Below are 24,792 nucleotides of genomic sequence, written 5' to 3'. Positions count from 1 at the left end.
CGAATATGTCTGTAGCACAAAATTACGGTACTGGTCGCCGCAAATCATCCACGGCTCGCGTCTTTATCAAGCCGGGTAGCGGTAACATCTCTATCAACGGTCGCACCATCGAAGATTTCTTCGGTCGTGAAACTCTTCGGATGATCGTTCGTCAGCCGCTGGTGGTTGCCGAGTCTGAAGATCGTTTCGATATCACTATCACTGTTAAGGGTGGTGGTATCAGTGGCCAGGCTGGCGCAATTCGCCACGGCCTGACCCGCGCCCTGATGGAATACGACGAAACTCTGCGCCCGTCCCTGCGCAAAGCGGGTTATGTAACCCGTGATGCACGTAAGGTTGAGCGTAAGAAAGTGGGTCTGCGTAAAGCGCGTAAGCGTCCGCAGTACTCCAAGCGTTAATTGGCAGTTCCTGCCGATGGAAAACCCGGTCTTATGGCCGGGTTTTTTTATGCCCGGCTGACGGAAATATTTTTGATCTGGCGCAGGGATAAGGCAGGGCAGCCGCCATTCCGGCTTGTAAGCGGTGGGTAATTTCATTACCATTTCAGCGCTTACATTTTCGGGTTGTGAAGTCCTTTTCGAAGCGCAGAGTCGGGTTTTCCGCATCTGTGCCTCGCCTGATGGGAGAAAACCATAATGAGTAATGGCGACGTGAGCCAAGGCCGGCGCCGATTTCTGATCGGTGCCACGTCTGTGGTAGGTGGTGTCGGCGTCGTCGGTGCAGCCGTTCCTTTCGTAGCGTCCTGGAATCCCAGTGCGAAAGCGGAAGCAGCGGGTGCACCGGTAACCGTCAACATCGACAAGATTGAACCAGGTCAGCAGATCACCGTAGAGTGGCGCGGAAAGCCGGTGTGGATTATCCGGCGTACCCCAGAGATGCTCGATAACATCGAGAAAATCACTCCGCGATTGAAAGATCCCGAGTCTACAGCTACCAGTCAGCAGCCGGAGTACATCAGTGGGCCTACGCGTTCCCTGAAGCCGGAGTTTGTTGTGCTTGTGGGTATCTGTACTCACCTGGGCTGTGTGCCGACCTACCGTCCGGAAGTGGCTCCGGCGGACCTGGGCGACGAGTGGCTGGGCGGCCTGTTCTGTCCGTGTCACGGTTCCAAGTTCGATTTGTCGGGCCGGGTATTCTCCGGGCAGCCGGCGCCTCTGAACCTGGAGGTTCCGCCTTACCGGTATGACAGCGACACGACCATGACCGTTGGTCTTGATCCGGAGGCAGCGTGATGCAGAAACTTCTGAATTGGGTAGATGAGCGTCTGCCGGTCGTCGACGCCTGGAATAAACACCTGGCGAAGTACTATGCGCCGAAGAACTTCAACATGTGGTACTTCTTCGGTTCCCTGGCCATGCTCGTGCTGGTTAACCAGCTGGTTACCGGTATCTGGCTGACCATGAGCTACAACCCGTCTGCGGAAGGCGCCTTCGCTTCCGTTGAATACATCATGCGTGATGTGGAGTGGGGCTGGCTGTTGCGCTACCTGCACTCAACCGGTGCCTCTGCGTTCTTCGTGGTGGTCTACCTGCATATGTTCCGTGGTCTGATGTACGGCTCGTACCAGAAGCCGCGCGAGCTGATCTGGATCTTCGGTATGCTGATCTACCTGGTGCTGATGGCTGAAGCCTTCATGGGCTACCTGCTGCCCTGGGGTCAGATGTCATACTGGGGTGCCCAGGTTATCGTTAACCTGTTTGGTGCCATCCCGGTAATCGGTGAAGACCTGTCTCTGTGGATTCGCGGTGACTACCTGATCTCCGGTATTACCCTGAACCGCTTCTTCGCACTGCACGTGGTTGCCCTGCCGATCGTCCTGCTGGGCCTGGTTGTCCTGCACATCCTGGCGCTGCACGAAGTTGGCTCCAACAACCCTGACGGTATCGAGATCAAGAAGAACAAAGACGAAAACGGTATTCCGAAAGACGGTATTCCGTTCCACCCGTACTACACCGTGCACGACCTGCTGGGTGTGGCGGTATTCTTCTTCATCTTCTTCATTGTTGTGTTCTTCTTCCCGGAAATGGGCGGCCTGTTCCTCGAGAAGCCGAACTTCGAGCCGGCTAACAACCTGAAGACGCCTGCGCACATTGCGCCGGTATGGTACTTCACACCGTTCTACGCCATGCTGCGTGCGGTCACGGTTGACCTGTTCGGCCTGGATGCGAAGTTCTGGGGTGTTGTGGTAATGGGTGCGGCCATCGCTATCCTGTTCGTGCTGCCATGGCTCGACAGAAGCCCGGTTCGCTCTATTCGCTACAAGGGCTGGTTGAGCAAGATCGCACTGGTCATTTTTGCGGTGAGCTTCATCATCCTTGGCTACCTGGGTATTGTTCCGGCAACGGAAGGTCGTACTACGGCTGCGCAGATTCTGACCGCCCTGTACTTCCTGTACTTTATCCTCATGCCGTTCTACACACGCATGGAGAAAACCAAGCCAGTTCCAGAAAGGGTGACAGGATGATGAGAAAGCTTATTTTTGGTCTCGTTTTCGCCATCCTGCCGGCCATCGGCCTGGCAGCTGGTGTCGCGGTTCCTCTTGACCCGATGGAGCCGGATCATACCAACAAGGAATCCCTGCAGCGTGGTGCGGCACTGTTCACCAACTACTGCATGGGTTGCCACTCCATGGAATACGCCCGCTACAAGCGTGTAGCGGACGACCTGGAGATCCCTGCCCAGTTGTTCGAGGAGAACCTGATTTTCACCGGTGCCAAGATCGGTGAACTGATGAAGAACTCCATGAACAAGGACATGGCTGCTGACTGGTTCGGTGCTCCGCCACCCGACCTGACGCTGGAGACCCGTGTGCGTGGCGAGTCCTGGGTATATTCCTACCTGCGTGGCTTCTACAAGGACGAGACCCGTCCGCTGGGCGTGAACAACGCTGTGTTCGACCTGGTGGGCATGCCCCACGTAATGGTTGACCTGCAGGGTCTGTGTGCGGTCAAGCCGAACATCGGTGTAGACGCGTCGGTAGAGCCGCTCAGTGGCAACATCAACAATGGTGATGTCTGCCCCGAGTACGCCATCGAAGGCAGCATGTCCGGTGCTGAATTCGACCAGGCTATGTGGGACCTGACCAACTTCATGTCTTACATGGGTGACCCGGTAAAAGTAGAGCGCGAGCGGTTGGGGATTTTTGTCCTGATCTTTGTGGTGATCTTCTTCATCTTCGCGTACCTGCTTAACCGCGAGTACTGGAAAGACGTACATTAAGATTTAGGGTATAATCCCGGATCCTGAATTCCAGCGGGCCCAGTCGGGTCCGCTGGTTTTTGCGTTTTCTGGATTGTTTCGGTTTGTAGAATCGTGAGGTAGCTATATGGGCGTTGTGACCAAGCGGTCATCAATGACATTCTTTTCAGATCCAGCCAGTCATTACAGCCATCGCGTGCGTATTGTCCTGGCCGAGAAGGGTGTTACCGTTGACATTGTGGATGTGGATCCGGATAACCCGCCGGCTGAGCTGGCAGACCTGAATCCGTACAACGCCTTGCCGACCCTGGTGGATCGTGACCTGGTTCTGTACGAGCCGAATATCATGATGGAATACCTGGACGAGCGTTTCCCGCATCCGCCGCTGCTTCCTGTGTATCCGGTTGCCCGGGCTAACAGCCGGCTGATGATTCACCGCATCCAGAAAGACTGGTGCAGGCTGGTGGATCAGATCCTGGCGCAGCCCACTGGCAAGGCGGCTGACGCAGCCCGCAAAGAGCTGAAAGAAAGCCTACTGGCTACCGGCCCGCTGTTCGCCGAAATGCCGTTCTTCCTGTCCGAAGAGTTCACTATCGTGGATTGCTGTATCGCTCCGATCCTTTGGCGCCTGCCGGCGCTGGGCATCGAAATGAATGAGAAGCAGGCCAAGCCTCTTCAGAAATACATGGACAGCATCTTCGCCCGGGAAGGTTTCAAGGCCAGCCTTTCTGACCTGGAAGAAGATATTCGCAGCTGATTATCAGCCCCCGGAGCCGGGGCAGGAGTGGTTGAGTGTCGGATATGAGTATTGCCATGACATCCAGCCGGCCTTATCTGGTCCGGTCGTTGAATGAGTGGATTCTGGATAACGACTGTACGCCCTACATTGTGGTTGATGCGGGTGTGCAGGGTGTTCAGGTGCCTACCGAGCATGTGGCCAACGGCCAGATCGTTCTGAACATCAGCCCCGGTGCAGTTCGTGGCCTGGTGATCGGAAACGGCGCGCTGGAGTTCAGCGCCCGCTTTGGCGGTGTACCCATGCAGGTGTTTATTCCGCTGCAGGCGGTCATGGCCATCTATGCCAAGGAAAACGGCGAGGGAATGGTGTTCGGCAGCGAGCCCGGCTCTCCTGATCCTGAGGGCAACGATGATGCGGGCCAGTCCAGGCGCGCAGATGAGCGCCCGAGTGGCCGGCCTACCCTGAAGGTGGTCAAGTAAGTCTGAAGATGTTTGTGCAATGATGCGAAAAGCCGGATGGAGACATCCGGCTTTTTTCTTAGCCGCCGAAAAGCTTATGGTCGATCAGGTCGCACAGGGCGTTGATGATCACCAGGAGCAGGGGCATGGCTTCATGGGGCGCCAGGTCGTTCAAGGCGATTTCATGGTCTTCCGGGTGCATCAGGGAGGAAATATCGGATTTTTCCCGGGCGCTGAGTACAACCACGCTCATTTCCCGGTCATGGGCCGCCTGGATGGCCTGGATCAGGTTGGCTTTATGACCGTCGTCGACCACCACAAACAGCAGGTCTCCGGGTTTGCCGACGGCTCTTACCTGCCTTGAGAAGGTGTCGTTGAACCGGTTATCCCTGCAGATGGCAGAGTAGGTAGTGGCATCCGCCCCCAGGTTGATCGCGGGGAGGGCCGGACGTTCCTGGTCGAAGCGTGATAGCAGTGCGGTGCAGAAATACTGGGCCACCACGTTTGCGTTGCCGTTGGCACAGGCGACAATCTTGCCATCCTGCAGCAGGGTATTCACAAAGGCGTCCGCCACCTGTTCGATGGCCGGGGCAACGTGGCTGGCGGCCTGGGCTGTTTGCTCCATGTGGCTGGCAAACCACTGGTTAATCTTCTGTTCGGTATCGTTCATGCTGTTGAATCAATCTGCCTGAATTGCGTTTCGGATCCATTGTACCCGGTATTTGCTGGTAGAACCCGGTGATATGCCAACCACGTCGATGCGGGTGGGGCTGTCCCAGAGGCCCTGGCGGTGCAGGTAAAAAGCGGCGGCTTTAACGAGTCGTTTCTGCTTTTGCCAGGTGATGGAGCTTGCCGGGTCGACCAGGCTGTCGGTTTTGCGAAAGCGGACTTCGAAAAATACCAGCACGCCGTCATCCATGCCGATCAGGTCAATCTCGCCACCACGGTTGTAGACGTTGCGCTCGAGGATGCGTACGCCGCGACTCATCAGGTAGCGGGCAGCCACGCCTTCATAGTGATTTCCGCGTTGTCTTGAGCCTTCCATGGCCTTCCTGTTTAGTTGAAGGTTTCGCCTTCAGTGCCCGGCGGTTCCTGTTCAGGTGTTTCCAGGAGTTCCGGCTGGCCGTTACGGATCTGTGCCCAGAGCTGTTTACGGTGGATGGCACCGTCCGGGGTCATGCTCAGTTCGCCGGTCTGGCCGTCAATGGTGGCGTCGCTGACTTGCTGCAACAGGGGCAGGCGCTTGCTCAGTTGCCATGCATCGGCCCCCATGGCGAACAGGCGGCCCAGCTGGCCGCGGGTGCCACTCAGGTATTGCTGCGCCTGTTCCCGCAGCGGGTTATCTTCCGCCAGGACCCAGGGGATGTCGGTAAAGTTCACATTGTTAATGTCGCGATCCTTGCCGGGGTCCGGCTCACCGCCGTAGATGATGGACGGAGAGTAGACCGGGAGGTCGCCGCCATAGTAGAAGGCAAACAGGGGGTTGAACTGGCGGGCTATGGTCGGTGTGGCGACTAGTACGATGCCCTGTGCGTCTTGCCGGCGCCGTGGCTCAAATTCGACGTTCAGGCCAATGGTGCGCTCTACCGCAATGGCGCGATTGCGCGAGGTGGTAATGCCGAGCAGGTCGGCGGTGACCTGTCTGAAGTTGTCTTCCGGGAAAAAGCGTTCGATATTCAGGGCACGAAGTCCGTGGGTCTGCACCCGGGTTCTGAGAGCCGCTTCTACCCGGTCGCCCCATTCACCATGGGGGATCAGCACGAGTACCTGGCGGACGTTGTCTTCGGCGAGTTTGTCGGCAATCTGGCGCGCTTCGTCTTCTGCGGACAGGCCAAACTGGTAGAGGCCCGCAGGTTTGCGGCTATCGCCGGGCAGGTAGTTCAGCCCCAGTACCGGAACCGGCAGGGTGTTCATGCTGGAAAGTTCGGCCAGTCCTTCTTTTTCCAAGGGGCCGACGATCAGGTCTGCGTTGGTTTCGGAAAGCTCCTGATAGAGTTCTCGGAAAGAGCCGGCGCTGGTATCCACAATGCGGATATCGGTCTTGCTGCGGTCGGTGCTGTCGTCGCTGTAGTAGGCGGCCAGGAAGCCATCACGGATGGCTTTGCCGGCTGCGGCCAGTTGCCCGTCCAGCGGCAGTGCCAGTACCAGGTGTTCAGGGCGCGATGTTGCCAGATCAGCCAGCAGGGCCAGTTTTTCCGGAAGCATCTGCGCGGCCGGGTGGCCGGGCCAGTTGTTCTGCCACTGGCGGATCAGGCGCCCCTGGTTATCCAGGTCAATGTCCGGGTCTTGCAGGGTGTTGGCAAGTTCCAGCCAGCCTTCGATTTCAAAGCCCATGGCGTTATCTGCGGCCTGTCCGAGCTGGTCCGGGGAGGCATTTTTCAGGTAGTTCCAGATTTCGTTATGCAGCTGTTGCGGGTCAGAGCTGCTGTCGGTCTGGGCCAGCAGGATCAGTGTCAGTGCCGCCGGCAGAGGCTCGCCGGCGAGGGCCTGGGTGCGGGCCTGGAGCGTAGCGGCACGGGCCATGGTTTCGTTCGGATAGCCCAGGAAGTCATCGGCCTTGCTGTTGGCCGTCAGTTCGGTGGCCCAGTCGGTATCTTCCAGTTCCAGGGCGCTGGCCATGGCCTGCAGCCGGTACTGGTTTTCCAGTTCCGGAACTGGATTGGCCATCTGTTCACTGCGTAGCAGAAGGCGGGCGTCTTCATGGTTGCCGCTGTTCTGGTAGCGGCTGGCGATTCTCAGCAGGTAGCGCTGGGCAACCATCTGGTTGCTTTCATCGCTCGCCATGGCAAGCGCCTGTTCCGGGGATTCGGCAATGTGGCTGTCGAGATTGACGGTGGCGCAACCGCCGGTCAGTAGCAGAATGAGGGCTAGCAGGGCGAAAGCCGGTTTGTGGCTGCAGTGTCTGATCATGGCAGGCTCGGTCGTCTCCGGATTAATGGGCTTGTGATGCCGCTGTTTCGGTGGCAAGTTTACCAGCTCCCGGCATAATTCACATGACGTGACTGTCATCGGGCCGGTGTCCCGGCAGTTGTTGCCCCTTTAACGGAGTTTTCTATGTCCAGTTCAGAGCGTTCGTCCGATCATTCCGGTGGCGTGCTTTCTATTGTCGCTACGCCTATCGGTAACCTTGATGATCTCTCTGAACGGGCCCGGCAGGTGCTGGCAAGTGCAGACCTGGTGGCGGCCGAGGACACCCGGCACAGTGGGCGATTGCTTCAGCACCTGGGTATCAGCAGGCCAATGATGGCGCTGCATGATCACAATGAGCGTGGCCGCGTGGAGAGGGTGCTCGAGGTACTGGGGCAGGGCCAGAAAGTGGCCTTGATTTCCGATGCCGGGACGCCGCTGATTTCCGACCCCGGCTATGTGGTGGTTCGGGAAGCTCGCGCCGCCGGCTACCGTGTAACGCCCGTTCCGGGACCTTGCGCCCTGATTGCCGGCTTGTCGGCCGCCGGTTTGCCGACAGACCGGTTCCTGTTTGCCGGGTTTCTGCCCGCCAAGCGGTCCGGGCGCCAGGCAGCGTTGGAGCAGCTGCGAAAGGAGCCGGCCACGCTGGTGTTCTATGAGTCTCCCCACCGGATTTCCGACCTGATGCAGGATATGGTCGAGGTGTTTGGTGCCGGTCGGGAATGTGTGCTTGGGCGGGAGCTGACCAAGACCTTCGAAACCTTCTACTCCGGCAGTGCGGAAACCGTGCTGGGTGAGATTCAGGCGGACCCTCACGGGGCGAAGGGCGAGTTTGTGGTGATGGTGCGCGGGGCTGATGCCGGCCCGGAGGATGCTGGCTCTTCGGTGGATACCGACAAGTTGCTGGAGCTGCTGATTGCCGAGTTGCCGGTAAAGAAGGCGGCGAAGATTGCGTCGGAGTTGACCGGGCTGGGCAAGAATGAGCTTTACCAGCGAGCACTGGCGCTGAAACCTGATTAAAGCCTTGCATGGCGGTGCCGGCACAGGTATTGTCGGCGCCGAGCTCGCCAGGCAGTCGCCGCCGGTTTTACCGGGGGAGGAAAGTCCGGGCTCCGCAGGGCAAGGTGCCAGGTAACGCCTGGGCGGCGCGAGCCGACGGAAAGTGCAACAGAAAGTAAACCGCCTAAGCGCCTTCGGGTGCCGGTAAGGGTGAAATGGTGCGGTAAGAGCGCACCGCGTGGCTGGCAACAGTCCACGGCGATGGTAAACCCCACCTGGAGCAAGACCAAATAGGAATCCGTTGGCGTGGCCCGCGCTGGATTCGGGTAGGTTGCTTGAGGCCTGTGGTGACGCAGGCCCTAGATGAATGACTGTCCAAGACAGAACCCGGCTTATCGGCGAGCTCGCTTTTTTCCCTTCCTGAATGTGATGTTCATCAATCTCACAAAATGGCCTTTATAGCCAAAAAATCTTAAACCTGAAGTTTGCTCTTCAGAGTTATTTGCAGGTGTTTGTTTTTCCTCCTTTTCTTTACCTCTTTTTAATATCCTCGTAACTTTTCGCTCTGTAACTCGTTGTCGTTAAAGGGAGTTTTCATGATGTGGTGCCGTTTGCGGCGCTTGCATTGTGTATTGCGTGTTTCTATAGTGTGCGGAAGTGGGAAAAAGTGGTTTACGGTGGTTTTTTGTGGATATCGCACCCTTGGATTCAGCATAAATGAGTAACTTTCTTGGCAGTCATGCCATCAATATGGACGCGAAGGGACGCCTGGCGATCCCGACAAAGCTGCGCGAGGAGCTCGCGCAGCTTTGTGGTGGCCGTATTGTGCTGACTGCCAATGCTGATGAAGAGCGCTGTTTGCTGCTGTATCCGGAGCCCGAGTGGGAGCAGCTGCGCCCCAAAATTGAAGCGCTGCCGAATATGAATAAAGCCGCCCGCCGGCTCCAGCGCCTGATTCTTGGTAATGCGGCGCCCATGGAGCTGGACAGTGCCGGCCGTATTCTGGTGCCGCCAACGCTCAGAAGTTACGCACACCTGGAGAAAAAGCTGATGCTGATTGGTCAGGGCAAAAAGCTGGAGCTCTGGAGTGAAGAGCGCTGGTTCGCCTGGCTGGACGAGTCGTCCGGTGACGAAGACATGCCGCCGGAAATGGAGGCGTTGTCACTATGACGGATAACCAGCAGGAATCCGCAGCAGCCTTCAAACACCGTTCGGTGCTGCTCGACGAGGCCGTGGATTACCTGGTCAACGATCCGGCCGGTTGCTATGTGGATGCAACTTTTGGCCGTGGTGGCCACAGCCGTTTGATTCTCGGGCAACTGGGCGAGTCCGGCCAGTTGCTGGGTATTGATAAAGATCCCGAGGCAATTCGCGTAGCCGGGAAGCTGGCAGCGGATGATGCCCGGTTCTCGTGGTTCCACGGTTCCTTCGCGCAGCTCGACGAGGCACTGGGCAGTAAAGAGTGGGCGCAGGTGAATGGTGTTTTGATGGATCTGGGGGTCTCGTCGCCCCAGTTAGACGACGCCAGCCGCGGATTTTCGTTTTTGCGCAATGGTCCGCTGGATATGCGCATGAACCCGGAGCAGGAACCCAGCGCATCCCAGTGGCTGGCGACCGCCGACGAAAAAGACATTGCAGACGTGATCTGGCGTTACGGCGAGGAACGTTTTTCCCGTCGTATTGCCCGCCTGGTTGTGGCCCGCCGTCAGGACGAAGCGATCGAAACCACGCGCCAGCTGGCGGAACTGGTGGCAGAAGCTGTGCCCAAGAAAGAAAAGCACAAGCATCCGGCCACCCGGACCTTCCAGGCGATCCGGATTTTTATCAACCGGGAGCTGGAAGACCTGGAAGCCGGACTGAAATCGGCAGTAGACCGGCTGGCACCGGGTGGCCGGTTGGTGGTCATCAGCTTCCATTCACTGGAAGACCGGTTGGTTAAGCGGTTTATGAGAGACCTGGCCAAGGGGCCGAAGATTCCCCGGGGTGTCCCGGTTACTGCAGACCAGGAGCAGTCGGGATTTCGCCTGGTGGGTAAGGCCAGCAAGGCCAATGAGCAGGAAATTGAAGAGAACGTCCGGGCCCGCAGTGCAGTTATGCGGGTTCTGGAACGGGTAACCAATTAAACGGATTTGAAAGGGAGCGCGACGCCATGGGTGCGGTAGCGATCGAACAACCAGTAAAGACAACCCGGATTACCCGGGAGCGGGTGCGGGATGGCATGGCTACGGCGGTGCGTCTGTCCCGCCAGGTATTCGAGGTAACCCGGGAGCCGAAGGTGGTGATTACCCTCGCCCTGGTGCTGGTGCTGACCGCCTCGGCTATTGGCGTAGTGATCAGCTCCCACCAGAACCGGGAACTGTTCAATACCTTGTCCGGTTTGCAGGAGCAGCGCGACGGCTACCAGCGGGAATGGAGTCAGTTGCTGCTGGAGCAGAGTGCACTGAGCAATCATGGTCGGGTCGAGAAACTGGCGGCCCAGCGTTTCAACATGGTGGTGCCAGAGCGTCAGGACATTGTCCTGGTGCCGCTGATGTCCACCGTTGCAGCCAAATAATAGCAACAACAAACTCTTGGGGTGGCTGATTTGTCCAGTCAGGGAAAGCAGGCGACAAGCTGGAAACAGCGGGTGCTGACAGGCCTGAAGGCCTGGCGCTTCGGCACTGTGCTGGGCGTTTTCCTGCTGGTTGTGGCTGGCATCAGCTGGCGTCTGGTTGACCTGCAAGTGGTCGACAACGAGTTCCTGCGCCAGCAGGGCGATGTGCGCACCATCCGGGTGGAGTCTATTGACGCCCACCGGGGTGTGGTGGCGGATCGCCATGGCGAGCCGCTGGCGGTGAGTACGCCGGTGCAGACCCTGTGGGCCAACCCCTCGGAAACCGATCCCGAAGATCCCGGCCTTGCGGCACTGGCCAGGGTTATCGGCATGTCTGAAGGCGCACTGCGCCAGCGCCTGCGTGATTACGCGGGGCGTGAGTTCATTTATCTGCGCCGTAAGGTTCAGCCTGCCATGGCCCGCGAAGCGTTAGAGCTGGGCATTGGCGGCATCTACTCACGGCAGGAGTATCGTCGTTACTATCCTGCGGGCGAAGTAACTGCTCACATTGTCGGCTTCACCAATATTGACGAAGACGGCCAGGAAGGTATCGAGCTGGCGTATAACCAGTGGCTGACCGGTGAGCCAGGCCGCAAGCGCGTACTGAAAGACAATCGCGGTCGGGTGATCAAGGATCTCATGCTGATCCGGGACGCCCGGCCCGGCAAGGACATGGAGCTGAGCATCGACCTGCGCCTGCAGTACCTCGCTTACCGGGAACTCAAGGCCGTGGTCGGTGCCCACAAGGCCCGGGGCGGTACCCTGGTGATGCTGGACGTGAACACCGGCGAAGTGCTGGCGATGGCGAATCAGGGCTCCTACAACCCGAACGACCGTTCCCAGCTGGATCCGGCCAATCTGCGCAACAAGGCCATTACCGATCTGTTTGAGCCGGGCTCCACCATGAAACCCATCACCGTTGCTGCGGCGCTGGAATCCGGCAAGTACAAACCGGAAACCCTGATTGATACTTCGCCGGGCTACCGGCGTTTTGGCCGTTTTACGATCCGGGATTTTCGTGATTACGGCGCTTTGAGCCTGAACGACATCATTGTGAAATCGAGCAACGTCGGGGTCAGCAGGATCGCCACCGAGCTGGGTGGCGATGTACTGAGAAACCTGTATGCGCGCCTGGGCATTGGCCAGGCCACCGGTATCGGTTTCCCGGGTGAGGCAGTCGGTGTGCTGCCGGCCCGTCCGAAATGGCGCCCGGTAGAAGAAGCCACTTTGTCCTACGGCTACGGGCTGAGCGTGAATGCCCTGCAGCTGGCCCAGGCCTATATGGTGCTCGCTAACGGCGGCATTCGTTATCCGGTCAGTTTGCTGAAGCAGGACCAGAAGCCAGAGGGCCACCGGGTGTTGTCCGAAGAGGTAACCCTGGCGGTCAGGAACATGTTGAGGAACGCCGTTGCCAAGGGCACCGGTGGCCGGGCCCAGCCTGGCCTGTATGCCGCTGGCGGCAAAACCGGCACGGTGCACCTGGTGGGTGCCCAGGGCTATGAAGACAGCCAGTACAAGGCCATTTTTGCCGGCATGGCACCCATTGATGATCCGCGAATCGTAACCGTTGTGGCCGTTGATGCGCCGCAGTCCGGGGAATACTACGGTGGTGAAGTTGCCGCCCCGGTATTCGCCCGGGTTATGGGAGACGCATTGCGACTGCTGAATGTGAAGCCTGAACTGGAAGTGTCCGACGCCAAGGCGACGGCATCCGGAGAGAGAGGTTAACGCCATGTGCATCACATCAATCAGCACTCTGCTTCAGGGCATTGTGGACGTGCCATCGGTCTTTGACGTGACCATCCACGGCCTTCAGACGGACAGCCGGGCGGTACGATCGGGCGACGCCTTTATTGCCCTGGCGGGTTCTGCCACGTCAGCGGAACACTATGTGGATGATGCCATCGCTGCCGGTGCTACCGCAGTGTTGCTGGAAGCCAGTGAGCATCGGGAATGCCATGAACGCTCGGGCGCCCTGATTGTTCCGGTTGTCGGTCTGCGGGCCCAGTTGGGGCGCGTCGCCACCCGATTCTTCGAGCATCCGTCCCGGCATTTGCGGCTGATTGGGGTCACCGGTACCAACGGCAAGACTTCCGTAACCCAGTACATCGCCCAGTTGCTGAAAGACACCGGCACCCCGTGCGGCGTGCTGGGCACCCTGGGTTATGGCATGCCGGGCAACCTGATGCCGGCCACCCATACCACGCCGGACGTGGTGCAGGTGAATCGTGTGCTGCATCGTATCCGGACCGATGGTGGCAGGGCTGCGGTGATGGAAGTGTCTTCCCACGCCCTGGATCAGGGCCGGATCGACAAGCTGACCATGACCGGAGCCGTGTTTACCAACCTGACCCGGGACCACCTGGATTACCACGGCAGCATGGAAGCCTATGGCGAGGCCAAGGCCAGGCTGTTCCAGCGTGAGGAATTGCACTTCTCGGTGATTAATTTTGACGATCCGTTCGGGCGCCAGCTGTATGGCCAGCTTGAAGGGTCGTGTGACCGTGTCCGCTACAGCCTGCACGAGGCGCAGACCGAATTGTGGCTGAAAGAATTCACACCTGAAGCCTCCGGCTTCCGTGCCCTGGTGGATGGCCAGTGGGGCGAGTTTGAGCTGCAGGTGCCGCTGCTGGGCAGCTTTAACGCCAGTAACGTGCTGGCGGCCCTGGCCACCGTGCTCACCCTGGGTGTGCCGCTGGAGCGTGCCATCGAAGCCAGTTCCCACCTCACGCCGCCTCCGGGCCGGCTTGAGCGTTTCACCGGTGCCGATGGCAAGCATGTCATTGTGGACTACGCGCATACTCCGGACGCCCTGGCCAATGCCCTGGCGGCCTTGCGGCCCCATGCAGCAGGCAAGCTGATTTGTGTATTCGGCTGTGGCGGCGACCGGGATGCCGGCAAGCGCCCGGAAATGGCAGCAGAAGCAGAAAAGCGTGCAGATGTGGTGATCGTGACTGACGACAACCCGCGCTCTGAAGATCCGGCGAAGATTGCTGCCGATATTGTGCAGGGCTTTTCTGCAGGTGCCGCGTACCGGGTTATCCATGACCGTGCGGCGGCTATCGCCGAAGCCATCGCCATGGCCGGTCCGGACGACCTGGTGCTGGTGGCCGGAAAGGGCCACGAGGCCTACCAGGAAGTGGTTGGCCAGAAGCTGCCATTCAGTGATGCCGAGCAGGTGCGCCACCACTTGAACCTCAATGGAGGTGTGGCATGATGCGCGCCTTTTCGCTGGCGGAAGCTCAGGGCTTCCTGCAGGCCACACTGACCGGCGCGCCGGTGGATGCGGATACGCTCCGCTTTGATGGTGTGTCGACGGACACGCGGGCAGTCAAGCCGGGTCAGTTGTTTCTGGCGCTGCGCGGCGACCGTTTCGATGGCCACAAGTTTCTGGAACAGGCCCGGGCACAGGGTGCGGTGGCTGTAGTGGTGGATACCGCAGACGACTCTGTTGCCATGCCGCAACTGGTGGTGGCTGATACCGTCAATGCCCTGGCGGGCCTGGCGGCAGCGAACCGTAACGAAAGCCGGGCAGCGCTGGTGGCGATTACCGGTAGCAGTGGTAAGACCACAGTCCGGCAGATGACCTCCGTCATTCTGGCGCAGATGGGCGCTACCCTGGCGACAGAGGGCAACCTGAACAACCATATCGGGGTGCCGCTGACTCTGTTCCGGCTGGAGCCGGCACATCGTTACGGTGCCATCGAGCTGGGTGCCAGCGGGCTGGGCGAGATTGCCCACACGGTGAACATTGTTCGCCCACAGGTGGTCATTCTGACCAACGCCGGGCAGGCGCACCTGGAAGGTTTCGGCAGTTACCAGAATATCGTGCAGGCCAAGGGCGAGATTATTGACGGCGTGGCCGCCGATGGTGCGGTGGTGCTGAACCGGGACGACCCTGCCTTTGACCAGTGGTTACAGCGGGCCGGATCGAAGCGGGTCGTGAGTGTATCCAGCATGGGGCACCCGCAAGCGGATTACCGCGCCCGGGCAGCAATCCAGGCAGACCAGTCCCAGGCGCTGGAGATTGACGGCCCTGACGGCTGGCATTGCAGTCTGGTGCTGCCGCTGCCGGGTGAACACAACATTACCAATGCACTGCTGGCGCTGGCGGCATGCCGGGAGCTGGGTGCGACCGAACAGCAGCTGGTGCACGGGCTGAGCGGTGTGCAGCCGGTAAAAGGGCGGTTGCAGGTACTGAAGCTGACCGACGATTTCACGGTGATCGACGACAGCTATAACGCCAATCCCGCGTCCATGAAGGCGGCGCTGGATGTCCTGGCGGCCTGTCCGGGTACCCGGGTGGCCGTATTCGGCGCCATGGCTGAGCTGGGTGAAGGCGCTGAGGCGCTGCACCAGGAAGTAGGCGCCCACGCCCGGGCAACGGGTATCGAACGCCTGTTGGCGGTGGGTGCCGGTAGCGAAGGCTACGCCCGGGGTTTCGGAACAAATGCCGAGCAGGTCCAGAGCCATGAACAGGCGATGGAGGCCATTCTGAATGGCCGGCAGGGAAATACCACTGTACTGGTGAAAGGTTCTCGCAGTTCCGCCATGGATCGCGTGGTGGAGGGAATTCAGAAAAAGGTGACAAACACATGCTGCTCTGGCTGACAGAGATACTATCGCAATACTTTTCATCACTGACGGTGTTTCAGTACCTGACCCTGCGCGCCATTCTGGGTGTGCTGACGGCGCTGCTGATCTCGCTGCTGATCGGCCCGGTGATGATCCGGAAACTCAGCCAGTACCAGATTGGCCAGGCGGTTCGGGACGATGGCCCGCAAACCCACCTGAGCAAGGCAGGCACTCCCACCATGGGCGGCGCGCTGATTCTGGTGGCTATCGCGATTTCCACCCTGTTGTGGGCAGACCTGAGCAACCGCTATGTCTGGATTGTGCTTCTGGTCACCCTGTTGTTCGGTGCCATTGGCTGGGTAGACGACTACCGCAAGGTGGTGGAGCGTAATCCGCGCGGCCTGCCCGGCCGCTGGAAGTATTTCTGGCAGTCGGTGATTGGTGCCGCAGCGGCGGTAGGGCTGTATTTCAGCTCCTCGCTGCCCCAGGAAACGTCCCTGTACCTGCCGTTCCTGAAAGATGTGTCTATCACCCTGGGGCCGGTGATGTTCATTCTGCTGACCTACTTCGTGATTGTCGGCAGCAGTAACGCGGTGAACCTGACAGACGGCCTCGACGGCCTGGCGATTATGCCTACGGTGATGGTGGCCAGCGCCCTGGCCATCTTCGCGTATGTGTCCGGCCATGCCCAGTTCGCCAACTACTTGCTGATTCCGCATCTGCCGGGAACCGGCGAGCTGATTGTGTTCTGTTGTGCCCTGGTGGGCGCGGGCCTGGGTTTCCTCTGGTTCAACACCTATCCGGCCCAGGTATTTATGGGTGATGTAGGTGCGCTCGCCTTGGGGGCGGCCCTGGGTGTGGTGGCTGTGATCGTCCGCCAGGAAATCGTGTTGTTCATCATGGGTGGTGTGTTTGTGATGGAAACCATCTCGGTGATCCTGCAGGTGGCATCGTTCCGCCTGACCGGTCGCCGGATTTTCCGGATGGCACCTTTGCACCACCATTTCGAGCTTAAGGGCTGGCCCGAGCCGCGAGTTATCGTGCGCTTCTGGGTCATTACCGTGGTCCTGGTCCTGGTTGGCCTGGCCAGTCTGAAAATCCGATAGGAAGTTGCTACGGCTATGAGTGTCATTGTTTCGGATCGTCGCACATTGGTGGTAGGGCTCGGTAAAACCGGGCTCTCCTGCGTGCGCTATCTGTCTGGAACAGGCAGGGCCATTGCCGTGGCCGACAGCCGCAGTAACCCTCCGGGGCTGGATGAGCTGAAGGCCGGCTGGCCGGATGTGCCGGTGTACCTGGGCGATTTCGATGAAGAGCTGTTTGCCCGCTTTAACGAACTGGTGGTCAGCCCGGGCATCAGCGTTGCCGAGCCCGCCATTGCCGGTGCTGCGCAGAAAGGCGCCGTGATTCGTGGTGACATCGACCTGTTTGCGGAAGCCGCAGACGCACCGATCATCGCCATTACCGGTTCTAACGGTAAAACCACGGTGACTACCCTGGTGGGCGAAATGGCGAGGGCGGCCGGCCGGAAGGTTCAGGTAGGTGGCAATATCGGTACCCCGGCCCTGGATCTGCTGGGTCAGGTCGCTGATCTGTATGTGTTGGAACTGTCCAGCTTCCAGCTGGAAACCACGGCGGAACTGAATGCCCAGGCTGCCACCGTACTGAACGTCAGTGACGATCATATGGACCGTTACCCGGACAAGATGGCGTATTTCCAGGCCAAGCAGCGGATCTATCGCGGCTGCCGTAATGCCATTGTGAACCTGGACGATGCCCTGAGCACGCCGATGGCCCGGGATAACCTGAGATTTCTGTGTTTCGGTTTTAACCGGGTGAATCCGGAAACCTTCAGCACCCGGGATGACGAACGGGGCACCTGGATTACCTTCGGCTTCGACAACCTGCTGCTGGCCAGCGAACTGAAACTGATGGGCCTGCACAACATCAGCAATGTGATGGCTGCGCTGGCCCTGGGCCACGCCGCCGGCCTTGCGATGGAACCGATGCTGCAGGTGGCACGTGAGTTCCGTGGCTTGCCTCATCGCTGCGAGTTTATCCGGCAACTGGGCGGCGTGGATTACATCAACGATTCCAAGGGTACCAACGTGGGTGCCACGGTTGCCGCCATTGAAAGCCTGGCCCCCGAGCAGGGCAAGGTGGTGCTGATTGCCGGCGGTGATGGCAAGGGTGCTGATTTCCAGCCGTTGGCTCAGCCGGTGGCACAGCATTGCCGGGCGGTGGTGCTGATTGGCCGTGATGCACCGGCGATTGCCGCCGCCTTGCCGGAAGACGTGGTAACGGTGATGGCGAGCAGTTTTGAGCGGGCGGTGTCTGATGCCCGGGAAATGGCCCATGAGGGCGACCGGGTATTGCTATCGCCGGCTTGCGCCAGCTTCGACATGTTCCGGGATTACAACGATCGGGGTGATCAGTTCCGCACCCTGGTGGAGGCACTGTGATGCAGGCAGGTATGACCATACCGCAAACCAGGACCTGGGACGGCCAGTTGCAGCCGCTGCCGGTGTTGGTGGTGTCTGCGGTTGCCCTGCTGGTGGTAGGCGTGGTGATGATCTCCTCGGCCTCCATGGATATGGCCGAGGCCACCCTGGGCAATGGCTATCACTATGTGATCCGGCAGTTGCTGTATGCGGCCATGGGCTGCGTCGCAGCCCTGATTGCGGTGAATGTGCCAGTGAGCTGGTGGGAGCGCAGTGGCTGGCTGATGCTGGGTATTGGCCTGGCGGTGCTGGTGCTGGTGCTGACGCCACTGGGGCGGACTGTTAACGGTTCTACCCGCTGGATCCCGATGCTGGTGTTCAACGTGCAGGTATCGGAAGTGGCCAAGCTGTGCCTGATTGCCTACCTGGCAGGCTACGTGGTGCGCCGCCGGGAAGAGCTGCTGAATACCTGGCCCGGCTTTCTGAAGCCCCTGGTTGTACTGGGCGTAGCTTCGGTGTTGCTGGTTATCCAGCCCGACTTTGGCGCCACGGTGGTTCTGGTGACCGCTGCGGCGGGCATGATTTTTCTCAGTGGTGTGCGGCTGACCCGCTTCGCACCGCTGATCGCCATCCTGGCGGTGCTGGGCACCATTTTGGTGGTTACCCAGCCGTACCGGCTGAAGCGGGTAGTGAGTTACCTGGACCCCTGGAAGGACCAGTTTGATTCCGGCTATCAGCTCACCCAGTCACTGATTGCCTTCGGGCGCGGAGAGTGGTTCGGCGTTGGCCTGGGCAATTCGGTGCAGAAGCTGTTCTTCCTGCCGGAAGCCCACACAGACTTTATTTTCTCGATCATTGCCGAGGAGTTCGGTCTGGTCGGTGCATTGATTGTGCTGGGGCTGTTTACCGCCCTGGTGGTGAGCGGGTTTGTGATTGCCCGCCGGGCAGAAAAATCCGGCATGCCGTTCGGGGCCTGTTTCAGCTATGGCCTGACGCTGCTGATCGGTTTGCAGGCTGGCATCAACATGGCCGTTGCCACCGGCCTGCTGCCCACCAAGGGCCTGACCCTGCCGCTGGTGAGCTATGGCGGCTCCAGCCTGATGGTCACCTGCGTGGCAATCGGGGTACTGGTACGGGTTGAAATGGAACGACTGGATCGGGTTCGTATGTCCGAACAGGAAAAGAAAAACAAGGTACGGGGAGGGGCTGTGTATGACTGAACCTCGCCGTTTTCTGATGATGGCCGGTGGTACCGGCGGCCACGTATTCCCGGCCCTGGCAACGGCCCGGGCGCTGCAGGAGCGCGGCCATGAAGTTTACTGGCTCGGCGCCAGTGGCGGCATGGAAGAGCGGCTGGTGGGTAACACCGATATTCCGCTGTCCACCATTCATATCTCCGGCCTGCGCGGCAAGGGCAAGCTGGCGCTGCTGCTGGCGCCGTTCCGCCTGATGCGGGCTCTGGGCGAGGCCTGGACACTGCTGCGCCGGATCAATCCGGATTGCGTGGTGGGTATGGGCGGCTTTGTGACCGGCCCTGGTGGAGTAGCCGCCTGGATGCAGCGCCGGCCGCTGGTGGTGCATGAGCAGAACGCGGTTGCCGGTATGACCAACCGCTGGCTGACCCGCTTTGCCGAAACCGTGCTGGAAGCTTTTCCCGGCAGTTTCGGCGACAAGGTCATTACCCGCTGCACCGGTAACCCGGTGCGCAAGGATGTGGCCGGGTTACCGGAGCCGGCAGAGCGTTTGGCCGGCCGAACCGGGCCGGTACGCATCCTGGTAGTGGGCGGCAGCCTGGGCGCCCAGGTGTTCAACGAACAGTTGCCCAGGGCCCTGGCGCTGTTGCCGGAAGCCGACCGGCCGCAGGTGCGCCACCAGTGTGGCGAAAAGAATCTCGAAGCCGCGCAGCAGTCCTATGATGCTGCCGGCGTGAAGGCCAGCGTAGAGCCCTTTATTGCGGATATGGCAGAAGCCTACGCCTGGGCAGACCTGGTGGTGTGCCGGGCGGGCGCCCTGACGGTGTCGGAGCTGTGTGCCGCCGGGGTAGGCGCGATCCTGGTGCCGTTCCCCCACGCGGTGGACGACCATCAGACCCGCAACGGCCAGCACATGGTCAAGGCCGGTGCCGCCATTCTGGTGCCGCAGCCAAGGTTTACCCCCGAGGCACTGGCCGACACCCTGAAAGGGTTGTCCGGTGACCGGGAAAAAATTCTGGGAATGGCGCAGGCCGCGCGCTCGCTGGCCCGTCCCGATGCAACGGAGAGAGTCGTGAATTACTGTCTGGAGGCCGCCAATGGCTGATGCAAACAATCCGCCGCTGGTGTACCAGGTGCCGGAAATGCGCCGAATTCGCCATATCCACTTTGTCGGTATCGGCGGTGCCGGCATGAGCGGTATTGCCGAAGTATTGAAGAACCAGGGCTACGACGTGTCCGGTTCCGACATCAGGGAAAGCCCGGTAACAGACCGGCTTCGGGCCATGGGCGTGGAAGTGCAGATCGGCCACCGTGCCGAGAACAGTGCCAGGGCAGACGTGGTGGTGGTGTCCACCGCCGTGGGCAGTGATAACGCGGAAGTGGCAGCGGCCCGCAGCCGCCGGGTGCCGATTGTGCCCCGGGCGGAAATGCTGGCGGAAATCATGCGCTACCGCCACGGCATTGCAGTGGCCGGCACCCATGGTAAGACCACCACAACCAGCCTGATTGCCTCGGTGCTGGGTGAGGCGGGGCTGGACCCGACCTTCGTGATTGGTGGCAAGCTCAACAGCGCCGGCACCAATGCCCAGCTGGGCGGTTCCCGCTACCTGGTGGCGGAAGCCGACGAAAGCGATGCCTCGTTCCTGCATCTCACACCGGTTATTTCCGTGGTCACCAACATCGAAGCGGACCACATGGACACCTACGGTGGCGATGTCGAAAAGCTGAAGCAGACGTTCGTCGATTTCCTGCACAACCTGCCGTTTTACGGTGTGGCAGTGATGTGTGTAGACGACGACTATGTGCAGGAAATCATTCCCCGCATTTCCCGCGCCATCATCACCTACGGCATCGATAACCCCGACGCGGACTACCGCGCCGAGCAGATTACCTCGGACGGCCTGAAAACCCGCTTTGTGGTGCGCCGCCCCGGTGGCCGGCCAGACCTGGCCGTGGAACTGAAGATGCCGGGTCGCCACAACGTGCTGAACGCACTGGCGACCATCGCGGTGGCAACGGACGAAGGCGTGGACGATCAAGCGATCTGTCGCGGGCTGGCCGGCTTTGCCGGTGTCGGCCGCCGGTTCCAGGTTTACGGCGAGTATCAGATTCCGAAAGGTACTGTGACCCTGGTGGATGACTACGGCCATCACCCCACTGAAGTGGAAGCCGTCATCCGTGCCGCCCGGGATGCCTGGCCGGGCCGCCGTATTGTGATGCTGTATCAGCCGCACCGGTTTACCCGTACCCGTGACCTGTATGAAGACTTCGTACGGGTGCTGGCAGAAGTCGACGGCCTGTTGTTGATGGATGTGTATTCCGCCGGCGAACCCGCCATTCCGGGCGCTGACGGTCGGGCCCTGTGCCGGAGCATCCGGCAGCGGGGCAAGGTGGAGCCGGTGTTTGTGGAAGACAACCGCGAGATTGAAAGTCTCCTGACCAACGTGTTGCAGGATGGCGACCTGCTGATTACCCAGGGTGCAGGAGACATTGGTGGAGTAGCGGCAAGACTGGCCGCAGCAGGAGTAACAGCAAGTGAGTGATCTGACGCATACCGACGCACAGCCGTATCAGGCATCGCCCGGGCTGGTGAAAGCCCTGGGCCGGGTGGCGGTATTCATGGGCGGCGACTCGGCCGAGCGGGAAGTGTCGCTGAAGAGCGGCCAGGCTGTGCTGTCGGCCCTGCAATCTGCTGGTGTGGATGCCGTGGGCATGGATATCCGGGGCTGCCTGCTGCGTACCGTCGAGAATCCGGAGTTTGACCGGGTGTTTATTGCCCTGCACGGTCGTGGCGGTGAAGACGGTACCCTGCAGGCGATTCTGGGCCAGGCGGGTATTCCCTACACCGGCAGCGAAGTGCTGGCGTCGTCACTGGCCATGGACAAACTGCGCACCAAGTATGTGTTCGAAGGCTGCGGCCTGCCGACACCGGCATTCCGGGCCATGAAGTCGGTGGATGAAGCCGAGGCTATTGTGGCAGCTCTGGGTACACCCCTCAGCGTCAAGCCGGCCCACGAGGGCTCCAGCATCGGTATCCGCAAGGTGCGCAGTGCCAGCGAGCTGGCAGAAGCCTATGAAGCGGCTGCCGCCATGGACGATCTGGTGCTGGTGGAAAAATGGATCGAAGGGCCGGAGTTCACCGTCAGCCTGTTGCAGGACCGGGCCCTGCCGGCCATCGGTCTGAGCACCGACCACGATTTCTATGATTACGACGCCAAGTACCTGGCCGATGACACCCGCTACCGCATTCCCTGCGGACTGGCGCCGGATGATGAACTGCGGCTGCAGCACCTGGCCCTGGAAGCCTTCCGGGTGCTGGGCTGCCGCACCTGGGGCCGGGTAGACATCATGCAGGATGCCGATGGTGAGTTCTGGCTGCTGGAAGTAAACACCGTGCCGGGCATGACCGACCACAGCCTGGTGCCGATGGCGGCAAGGGCTGCGGGCATCAGCTTTGAAGAACTGGTGGTGCGCATCTTGAAGGACACCGTGCAGGAGGCTGCGAATGCTTGAAACACTGCAGATCCGGAGCCGGGCGGTACCGCCCGAGCAGCCCCGGCGCCGGGGGGCAACCTCCGTGGGCCCGGAGCGGGACCGGTTTGGAGTGTTGAAAGCCATTCTGGCGACTGTGCCCTGGATGCAGGTAGGGCTGGGAGCCCTGGTGGTTCTGCTGGCGGCCATGGTGCCCTGGGGAACCGATCGCCTGCTGACGGCCATGGATCAGCAGATTCTGGCGGTGGATGTGCGCGGCAACTTTGTTGGTGAAAACCCGGTGGACGTAGAGCGGGCAGCCAGTGCCTGGGTCGGCAAGAGCTATTTTGCCACCGACCTGGCCGACATCAAGGCGGAGCTGGAGCGCCGGCCCTGGGTCGAGTCTGCTGCCGTCAGGCGGGTATGGCCCGGTCGCCTGGAAATCGACATCCGGGAGAAAAAGCCACTGGCCTACTGGACAGATGGTCGCCTGGTCAGCCGCGCCGGGGAACTGTTTGCCCCGGCCAATCCGGAGGTGGCGGGCAAGCTGCCCCGGTTGGCAGGGCCTGACGAGCGGGTGCGAGATGTCATCGACATGGCCCGCAATATGAGCGAGCAATTACTGGGATACGGGCTGGGCTTTGCCGGCCTGGCCCTTGAACAAAGGGGGGCCTGGACCCTTACCCTGGCCAACGGCATCGAAGTGGTGCTGGGCCGGGACCAGGTAGAGCAGCGCTTCGAGCGTTTTATAACAGTTTACGAGAACCGGCTGGCTTCAAGAGTCAGCGAAGTCAGCCGGGTTGATGCCCGTTACTCGAACGGAGTCGCGGTGCAGTGGAAAGCGGATGTGGCACAGGCCACTCCGAAATCCTGATAACGATTATTACGAACCTGGGGTTTGGTGAAACACATGTCATCGGTTGAAACGGAAAACATGATTGTCGGCCTGGATATCGGAACCTCCAAGGTGGTTGCGATTGTCGGCAAGCGCAAGATGGATGGAACGATCGAAGTAGTGGGGATCGGTTCCCACCCGTCCCGCGGCCTCAAGCGTGGTGTGGTGGTGAATATCGAAACCACTGTTCAGGCTATCCAGCGCGCCGTGGAAGAAGCGGAGCTGATGGCGGGGTGCCGGATTCATTCGGTGTATGCCGGCATTGCCGGCAGCCACATCAAGAGCCTGAATTCCCACGGCATCGTGGCCATCCGGGACCGGGAAGTGACCCAGGCGGATATTGACCGGGTGATCGATGCTGCCCAGGCCGTGGCCATTCCGGCAGATCAGAAAATCCTGCATATCCTGCCGCAGGAGTTTGTGATCGATAACCAGGAAGGCATCAAGGAGCCTATGGGCATGTCCGGCGTGCGCCTCGAAGCCAAGGTGCACCTGGTGACCTGCGCGGTGAATGCTGCCCAGAATATTGAAAAGTGTGTGGAACGCTGCGGCCTGGAGGTGGACGACATCATCCTGGAACAGCTGGCCTCCAGCCACGCCATTCTCACCGAAGACGAGAAAGAGCTGGGCGTGTGCGTGGTCGATATAGGTGGCGGCACCACCGACATCGCGGTGTTTACCGGCGGTGCCATTCGCCATACCGCGGTGATTCCCATCGCCGGCGACCAGGTGACCAACGACATCGCCATGGCACTGCGTACGCCCACCCAGAACGCAGAAGAGATCAAGATCAAATATGCCTGTGCGCTGACCCAGCTCGCAGGCGCCGACGAAACCATCAAGGTGCCCAGTGTGGGCGATCGCGCACCCCGCGATCTGTCCCGCCAGGCCCTGGCAGAAGTGGTGGAGCCCCGTTACGAGGAGCTGTTCACCCTGGTTCAGTCGGAGCTGCGCCGGTCCGGGTTTGAAGACCTGGTTCCGGCCGGCATCGTGATTACCGGCGGTTCCTCCACCATGGAAGGGGTGGTGGAACTGGCCGAAGAAATCTTCCACATGCCGGTCAGGCTTGCCTGTCCGCAGAAAGTCTCCGGCATGACGGAAGTTGTCAACAACCCGATCTACGCCACGGGCGTGGGGTTGCTGATCCATGGCTTCCGGCAAATGGATCTTGGCCGGGCGCCGGCGCTCAAGGGTGAGGATGCACCCTCACTGGTTGAGCGGATGAAAGCCTGGTTTACCGGTCATTTCTGACGGTAGGCCGGGGGTAAGGCACGAAGGTTTCTCGAAAAGCAAAAAACGATCGAAATAGCCGGCCGGGACAGG

The 24,792-nt window shown here is 60.2% G+C and carries 24 protein-coding genes and 1 other RNA gene; 22 read left to right on the top strand and 3 right to left on the bottom strand.

Translation table 11 applies throughout. From position 1 onward, the window contains the following. Nucleotides 1-5: 5 nt before the first annotated feature. The 6 genes from rpsI to H3Z84_RS10860 all read left to right on the top strand — a co-directional run bounded on the left by rpsI (nt 6) and on the right by H3Z84_RS10860 (nt 4,416). Nucleotides 6-398: a 30S ribosomal protein S9 gene (rpsI, locus tag H3Z84_RS10885; RefSeq protein WP_022988665.1), complete on the top strand. Its 393-nt coding sequence runs from the start codon at nt 6-8 to the stop codon at nt 396-398. 237 nt (nt 399-635) lie between these two features. Beyond that, on the top strand, nt 636-1,232 hold the full coding sequence (gene petA / locus H3Z84_RS10880; protein WP_199457467.1) for a ubiquinol-cytochrome c reductase iron-sulfur subunit: 597 nt from the start codon (nt 636-638) through the stop codon (nt 1,230-1,232). Then, the gene (locus H3Z84_RS10875; protein WP_199457473.1) at nt 1,232-2,464 is read left to right on the top strand and encodes a cytochrome b; all 1,233 of its coding nucleotides are present in this window, start codon (nt 1,232-1,234) and stop codon (nt 2,462-2,464) included. Before petA ends, H3Z84_RS10875 begins: the two co-directional genes overlap by 1 nt. Next, nucleotides 2,464-3,219: a cytochrome c1 gene (locus H3Z84_RS10870; RefSeq protein WP_199457474.1), complete on the top strand. Its 756-nt coding sequence runs from the start codon at nt 2,464-2,466 to the stop codon at nt 3,217-3,219. Before H3Z84_RS10875 ends, H3Z84_RS10870 begins: the two co-directional genes overlap by 1 nt. A gap of 106 nt (nt 3,220-3,325) precedes the next feature. Further along, on the top strand, nt 3,326-3,955 hold the full coding sequence (locus H3Z84_RS10865; RefSeq protein ID WP_022988669.1) for a glutathione S-transferase N-terminal domain-containing protein: 630 nt from the start codon (nt 3,326-3,328) through the stop codon (nt 3,953-3,955). 56 nt (nt 3,956-4,011) lie between these two features. After that, nucleotides 4,012-4,416: a ClpXP protease specificity-enhancing factor gene (locus H3Z84_RS10860; RefSeq protein ID WP_227498303.1), complete on the top strand. Its 405-nt coding sequence runs from the start codon at nt 4,012-4,014 to the stop codon at nt 4,414-4,416. 58 nt (nt 4,417-4,474) lie between these two features. Here H3Z84_RS10860 and H3Z84_RS10855 read toward each other — a convergent pair whose 3' ends face one another. From H3Z84_RS10855 to H3Z84_RS10845, 3 genes are read right to left on the bottom strand one after another with little or no spacing between them, the layout of a single operon-like run. Continuing rightward, nucleotides 4,475-5,065, bottom strand: a complete 591-nt coding sequence (locus tag H3Z84_RS10855) for an SIS domain-containing protein (RefSeq protein ID WP_058340421.1) — start codon at nt 5,063-5,065, stop codon at nt 4,475-4,477. 9 nt (nt 5,066-5,074) lie between these two features. Beyond that, nucleotides 5,075-5,440, bottom strand: a complete 366-nt coding sequence (locus H3Z84_RS10850; protein ID WP_199457466.1) for a YraN family protein — start codon at nt 5,438-5,440, stop codon at nt 5,075-5,077. 11 nt (nt 5,441-5,451) lie between these two features. Next, nucleotides 5,452-7,305 (bottom strand): penicillin-binding protein activator, encoded by a 1,854-nt coding sequence (locus H3Z84_RS10845; RefSeq protein WP_199457465.1) that lies wholly within the window; start codon nt 7,303-7,305, stop codon nt 5,452-5,454. A 144-nt stretch (nt 7,306-7,449) separates the two neighbouring features. Between H3Z84_RS10845 and rsmI the strand changes: the two genes are divergently transcribed. The 16 genes from rsmI (at nt 7,450) to ftsA (ending at nt 24,720) form a co-directional block, all read left to right on the top strand. Further along, a complete protein-coding gene (gene rsmI / locus H3Z84_RS10840) occupies nt 7,450-8,322 on the top strand; it encodes a 16S rRNA (cytidine(1402)-2'-O)-methyltransferase (RefSeq protein ID WP_199457464.1) in 873 nt (290 codons plus the stop codon). A gap of 39 nt (nt 8,323-8,361) precedes the next feature. Then, nucleotides 8,362-8,712: RNase P RNA component class A (rnpB, locus tag H3Z84_RS10835), an RNA gene on the top strand. Nucleotides 8,713-9,018: 306 nt separating this feature from the next. Next, a complete protein-coding gene (gene mraZ / locus H3Z84_RS10830; RefSeq protein WP_058340417.1) occupies nt 9,019-9,471 on the top strand; it encodes a division/cell wall cluster transcriptional repressor MraZ in 453 nt (150 codons plus the stop codon). Then, nucleotides 9,468-10,424 carry a 16S rRNA (cytosine(1402)-N(4))-methyltransferase RsmH gene (gene rsmH / locus H3Z84_RS10825; RefSeq protein WP_199457463.1) on the top strand — a complete coding sequence of 319 codons (957 nt, stop codon included), beginning with the start codon at nt 9,468-9,470 and terminating at the stop codon, nt 10,422-10,424. Before mraZ ends, rsmH begins: the two co-directional genes overlap by 4 nt. Before the next feature lie 26 nt (nt 10,425-10,450). Then, nucleotides 10,451-10,855, top strand: coding sequence for a cell division protein FtsL (gene ftsL / locus H3Z84_RS10820; protein ID WP_022988677.1), 405 nt, complete (start codon nt 10,451-10,453; stop codon nt 10,853-10,855). Nucleotides 10,856-10,885: 30 nt separating this feature from the next. After that, nucleotides 10,886-12,622 carry a peptidoglycan D,D-transpeptidase FtsI family protein gene (locus H3Z84_RS10815; protein WP_199457462.1) on the top strand — a complete coding sequence of 579 codons (1,737 nt, stop codon included), beginning with the start codon at nt 10,886-10,888 and terminating at the stop codon, nt 12,620-12,622. Nucleotides 12,623-12,626: 4 nt separating this feature from the next. Further along, nucleotides 12,627-14,111, top strand: a complete 1,485-nt coding sequence (locus H3Z84_RS10810) for a UDP-N-acetylmuramoyl-L-alanyl-D-glutamate--2,6-diaminopimelate ligase (protein ID WP_199457461.1) — start codon at nt 12,627-12,629, stop codon at nt 14,109-14,111. Next, on the top strand, nt 14,108-15,505 hold the full coding sequence (locus H3Z84_RS10805; protein ID WP_199457460.1) for a UDP-N-acetylmuramoyl-tripeptide--D-alanyl-D-alanine ligase: 1,398 nt from the start codon (nt 14,108-14,110) through the stop codon (nt 15,503-15,505). The genes H3Z84_RS10810 and H3Z84_RS10805 overlap by 4 nt, the downstream gene beginning before the upstream one ends. Beyond that, nucleotides 15,490-16,575 carry a phospho-N-acetylmuramoyl-pentapeptide-transferase gene (gene mraY, locus H3Z84_RS10800; protein ID WP_058340412.1) on the top strand — a complete coding sequence of 362 codons (1,086 nt, stop codon included), beginning with the start codon at nt 15,490-15,492 and terminating at the stop codon, nt 16,573-16,575. The genes H3Z84_RS10805 and mraY overlap by 16 nt, the downstream gene beginning before the upstream one ends. A gap of 15 nt (nt 16,576-16,590) precedes the next feature. Further along, on the top strand, nt 16,591-17,931 hold the full coding sequence (gene murD, locus H3Z84_RS10795) for a UDP-N-acetylmuramoyl-L-alanine--D-glutamate ligase (RefSeq protein WP_199457459.1): 1,341 nt from the start codon (nt 16,591-16,593) through the stop codon (nt 17,929-17,931). 11 nt (nt 17,932-17,942) lie between these two features. Beyond that, nucleotides 17,943-19,130: a putative lipid II flippase FtsW gene (gene ftsW / locus H3Z84_RS10790; RefSeq protein ID WP_416226096.1), complete on the top strand. Its 1,188-nt coding sequence runs from the start codon at nt 17,943-17,945 to the stop codon at nt 19,128-19,130. Beyond that, nucleotides 19,123-20,208: an undecaprenyldiphospho-muramoylpentapeptide beta-N-acetylglucosaminyltransferase gene (gene murG, locus H3Z84_RS10785; RefSeq protein ID WP_199457458.1), complete on the top strand. Its 1,086-nt coding sequence runs from the start codon at nt 19,123-19,125 to the stop codon at nt 20,206-20,208. Before ftsW ends, murG begins: the two co-directional genes overlap by 8 nt. Continuing rightward, entirely contained in the window at nt 20,201-21,646 is a 1,446-nt protein-coding gene (gene murC, locus H3Z84_RS10780; RefSeq protein ID WP_199457457.1) for a UDP-N-acetylmuramate--L-alanine ligase, read from the top strand. The genes murG and murC overlap by 8 nt, the downstream gene beginning before the upstream one ends. Next, entirely contained in the window at nt 21,639-22,616 is a 978-nt protein-coding gene (locus tag H3Z84_RS10775; RefSeq protein ID WP_199457456.1) for a D-alanine--D-alanine ligase, read from the top strand. The genes murC and H3Z84_RS10775 overlap by 8 nt, the downstream gene beginning before the upstream one ends. Then, a complete protein-coding gene (locus H3Z84_RS10770) occupies nt 22,609-23,448 on the top strand; it encodes a cell division protein FtsQ/DivIB (RefSeq protein WP_199457455.1) in 840 nt (279 codons plus the stop codon). Before H3Z84_RS10775 ends, H3Z84_RS10770 begins: the two co-directional genes overlap by 8 nt. A 36-nt stretch (nt 23,449-23,484) precedes the next feature. Next, a complete protein-coding gene (ftsA, locus tag H3Z84_RS10765) occupies nt 23,485-24,720 on the top strand; it encodes a cell division protein FtsA (protein ID WP_199457454.1) in 1,236 nt (411 codons plus the stop codon). Nucleotides 24,721-24,792: the final 72 nt, after the last annotated feature.

Source organism: Marinobacter sp. bablab_jr003 (assembly GCF_016464245.1).
Taxonomy (GTDB): Bacteria; Pseudomonadota; Gammaproteobacteria; order Pseudomonadales; family Oleiphilaceae; genus Marinobacter; species Marinobacter vinifirmus.
The sequence above is the reverse complement of the archived record's forward strand: the minus strand, read 5'-3'. Positions and strand labels throughout refer to the sequence as shown.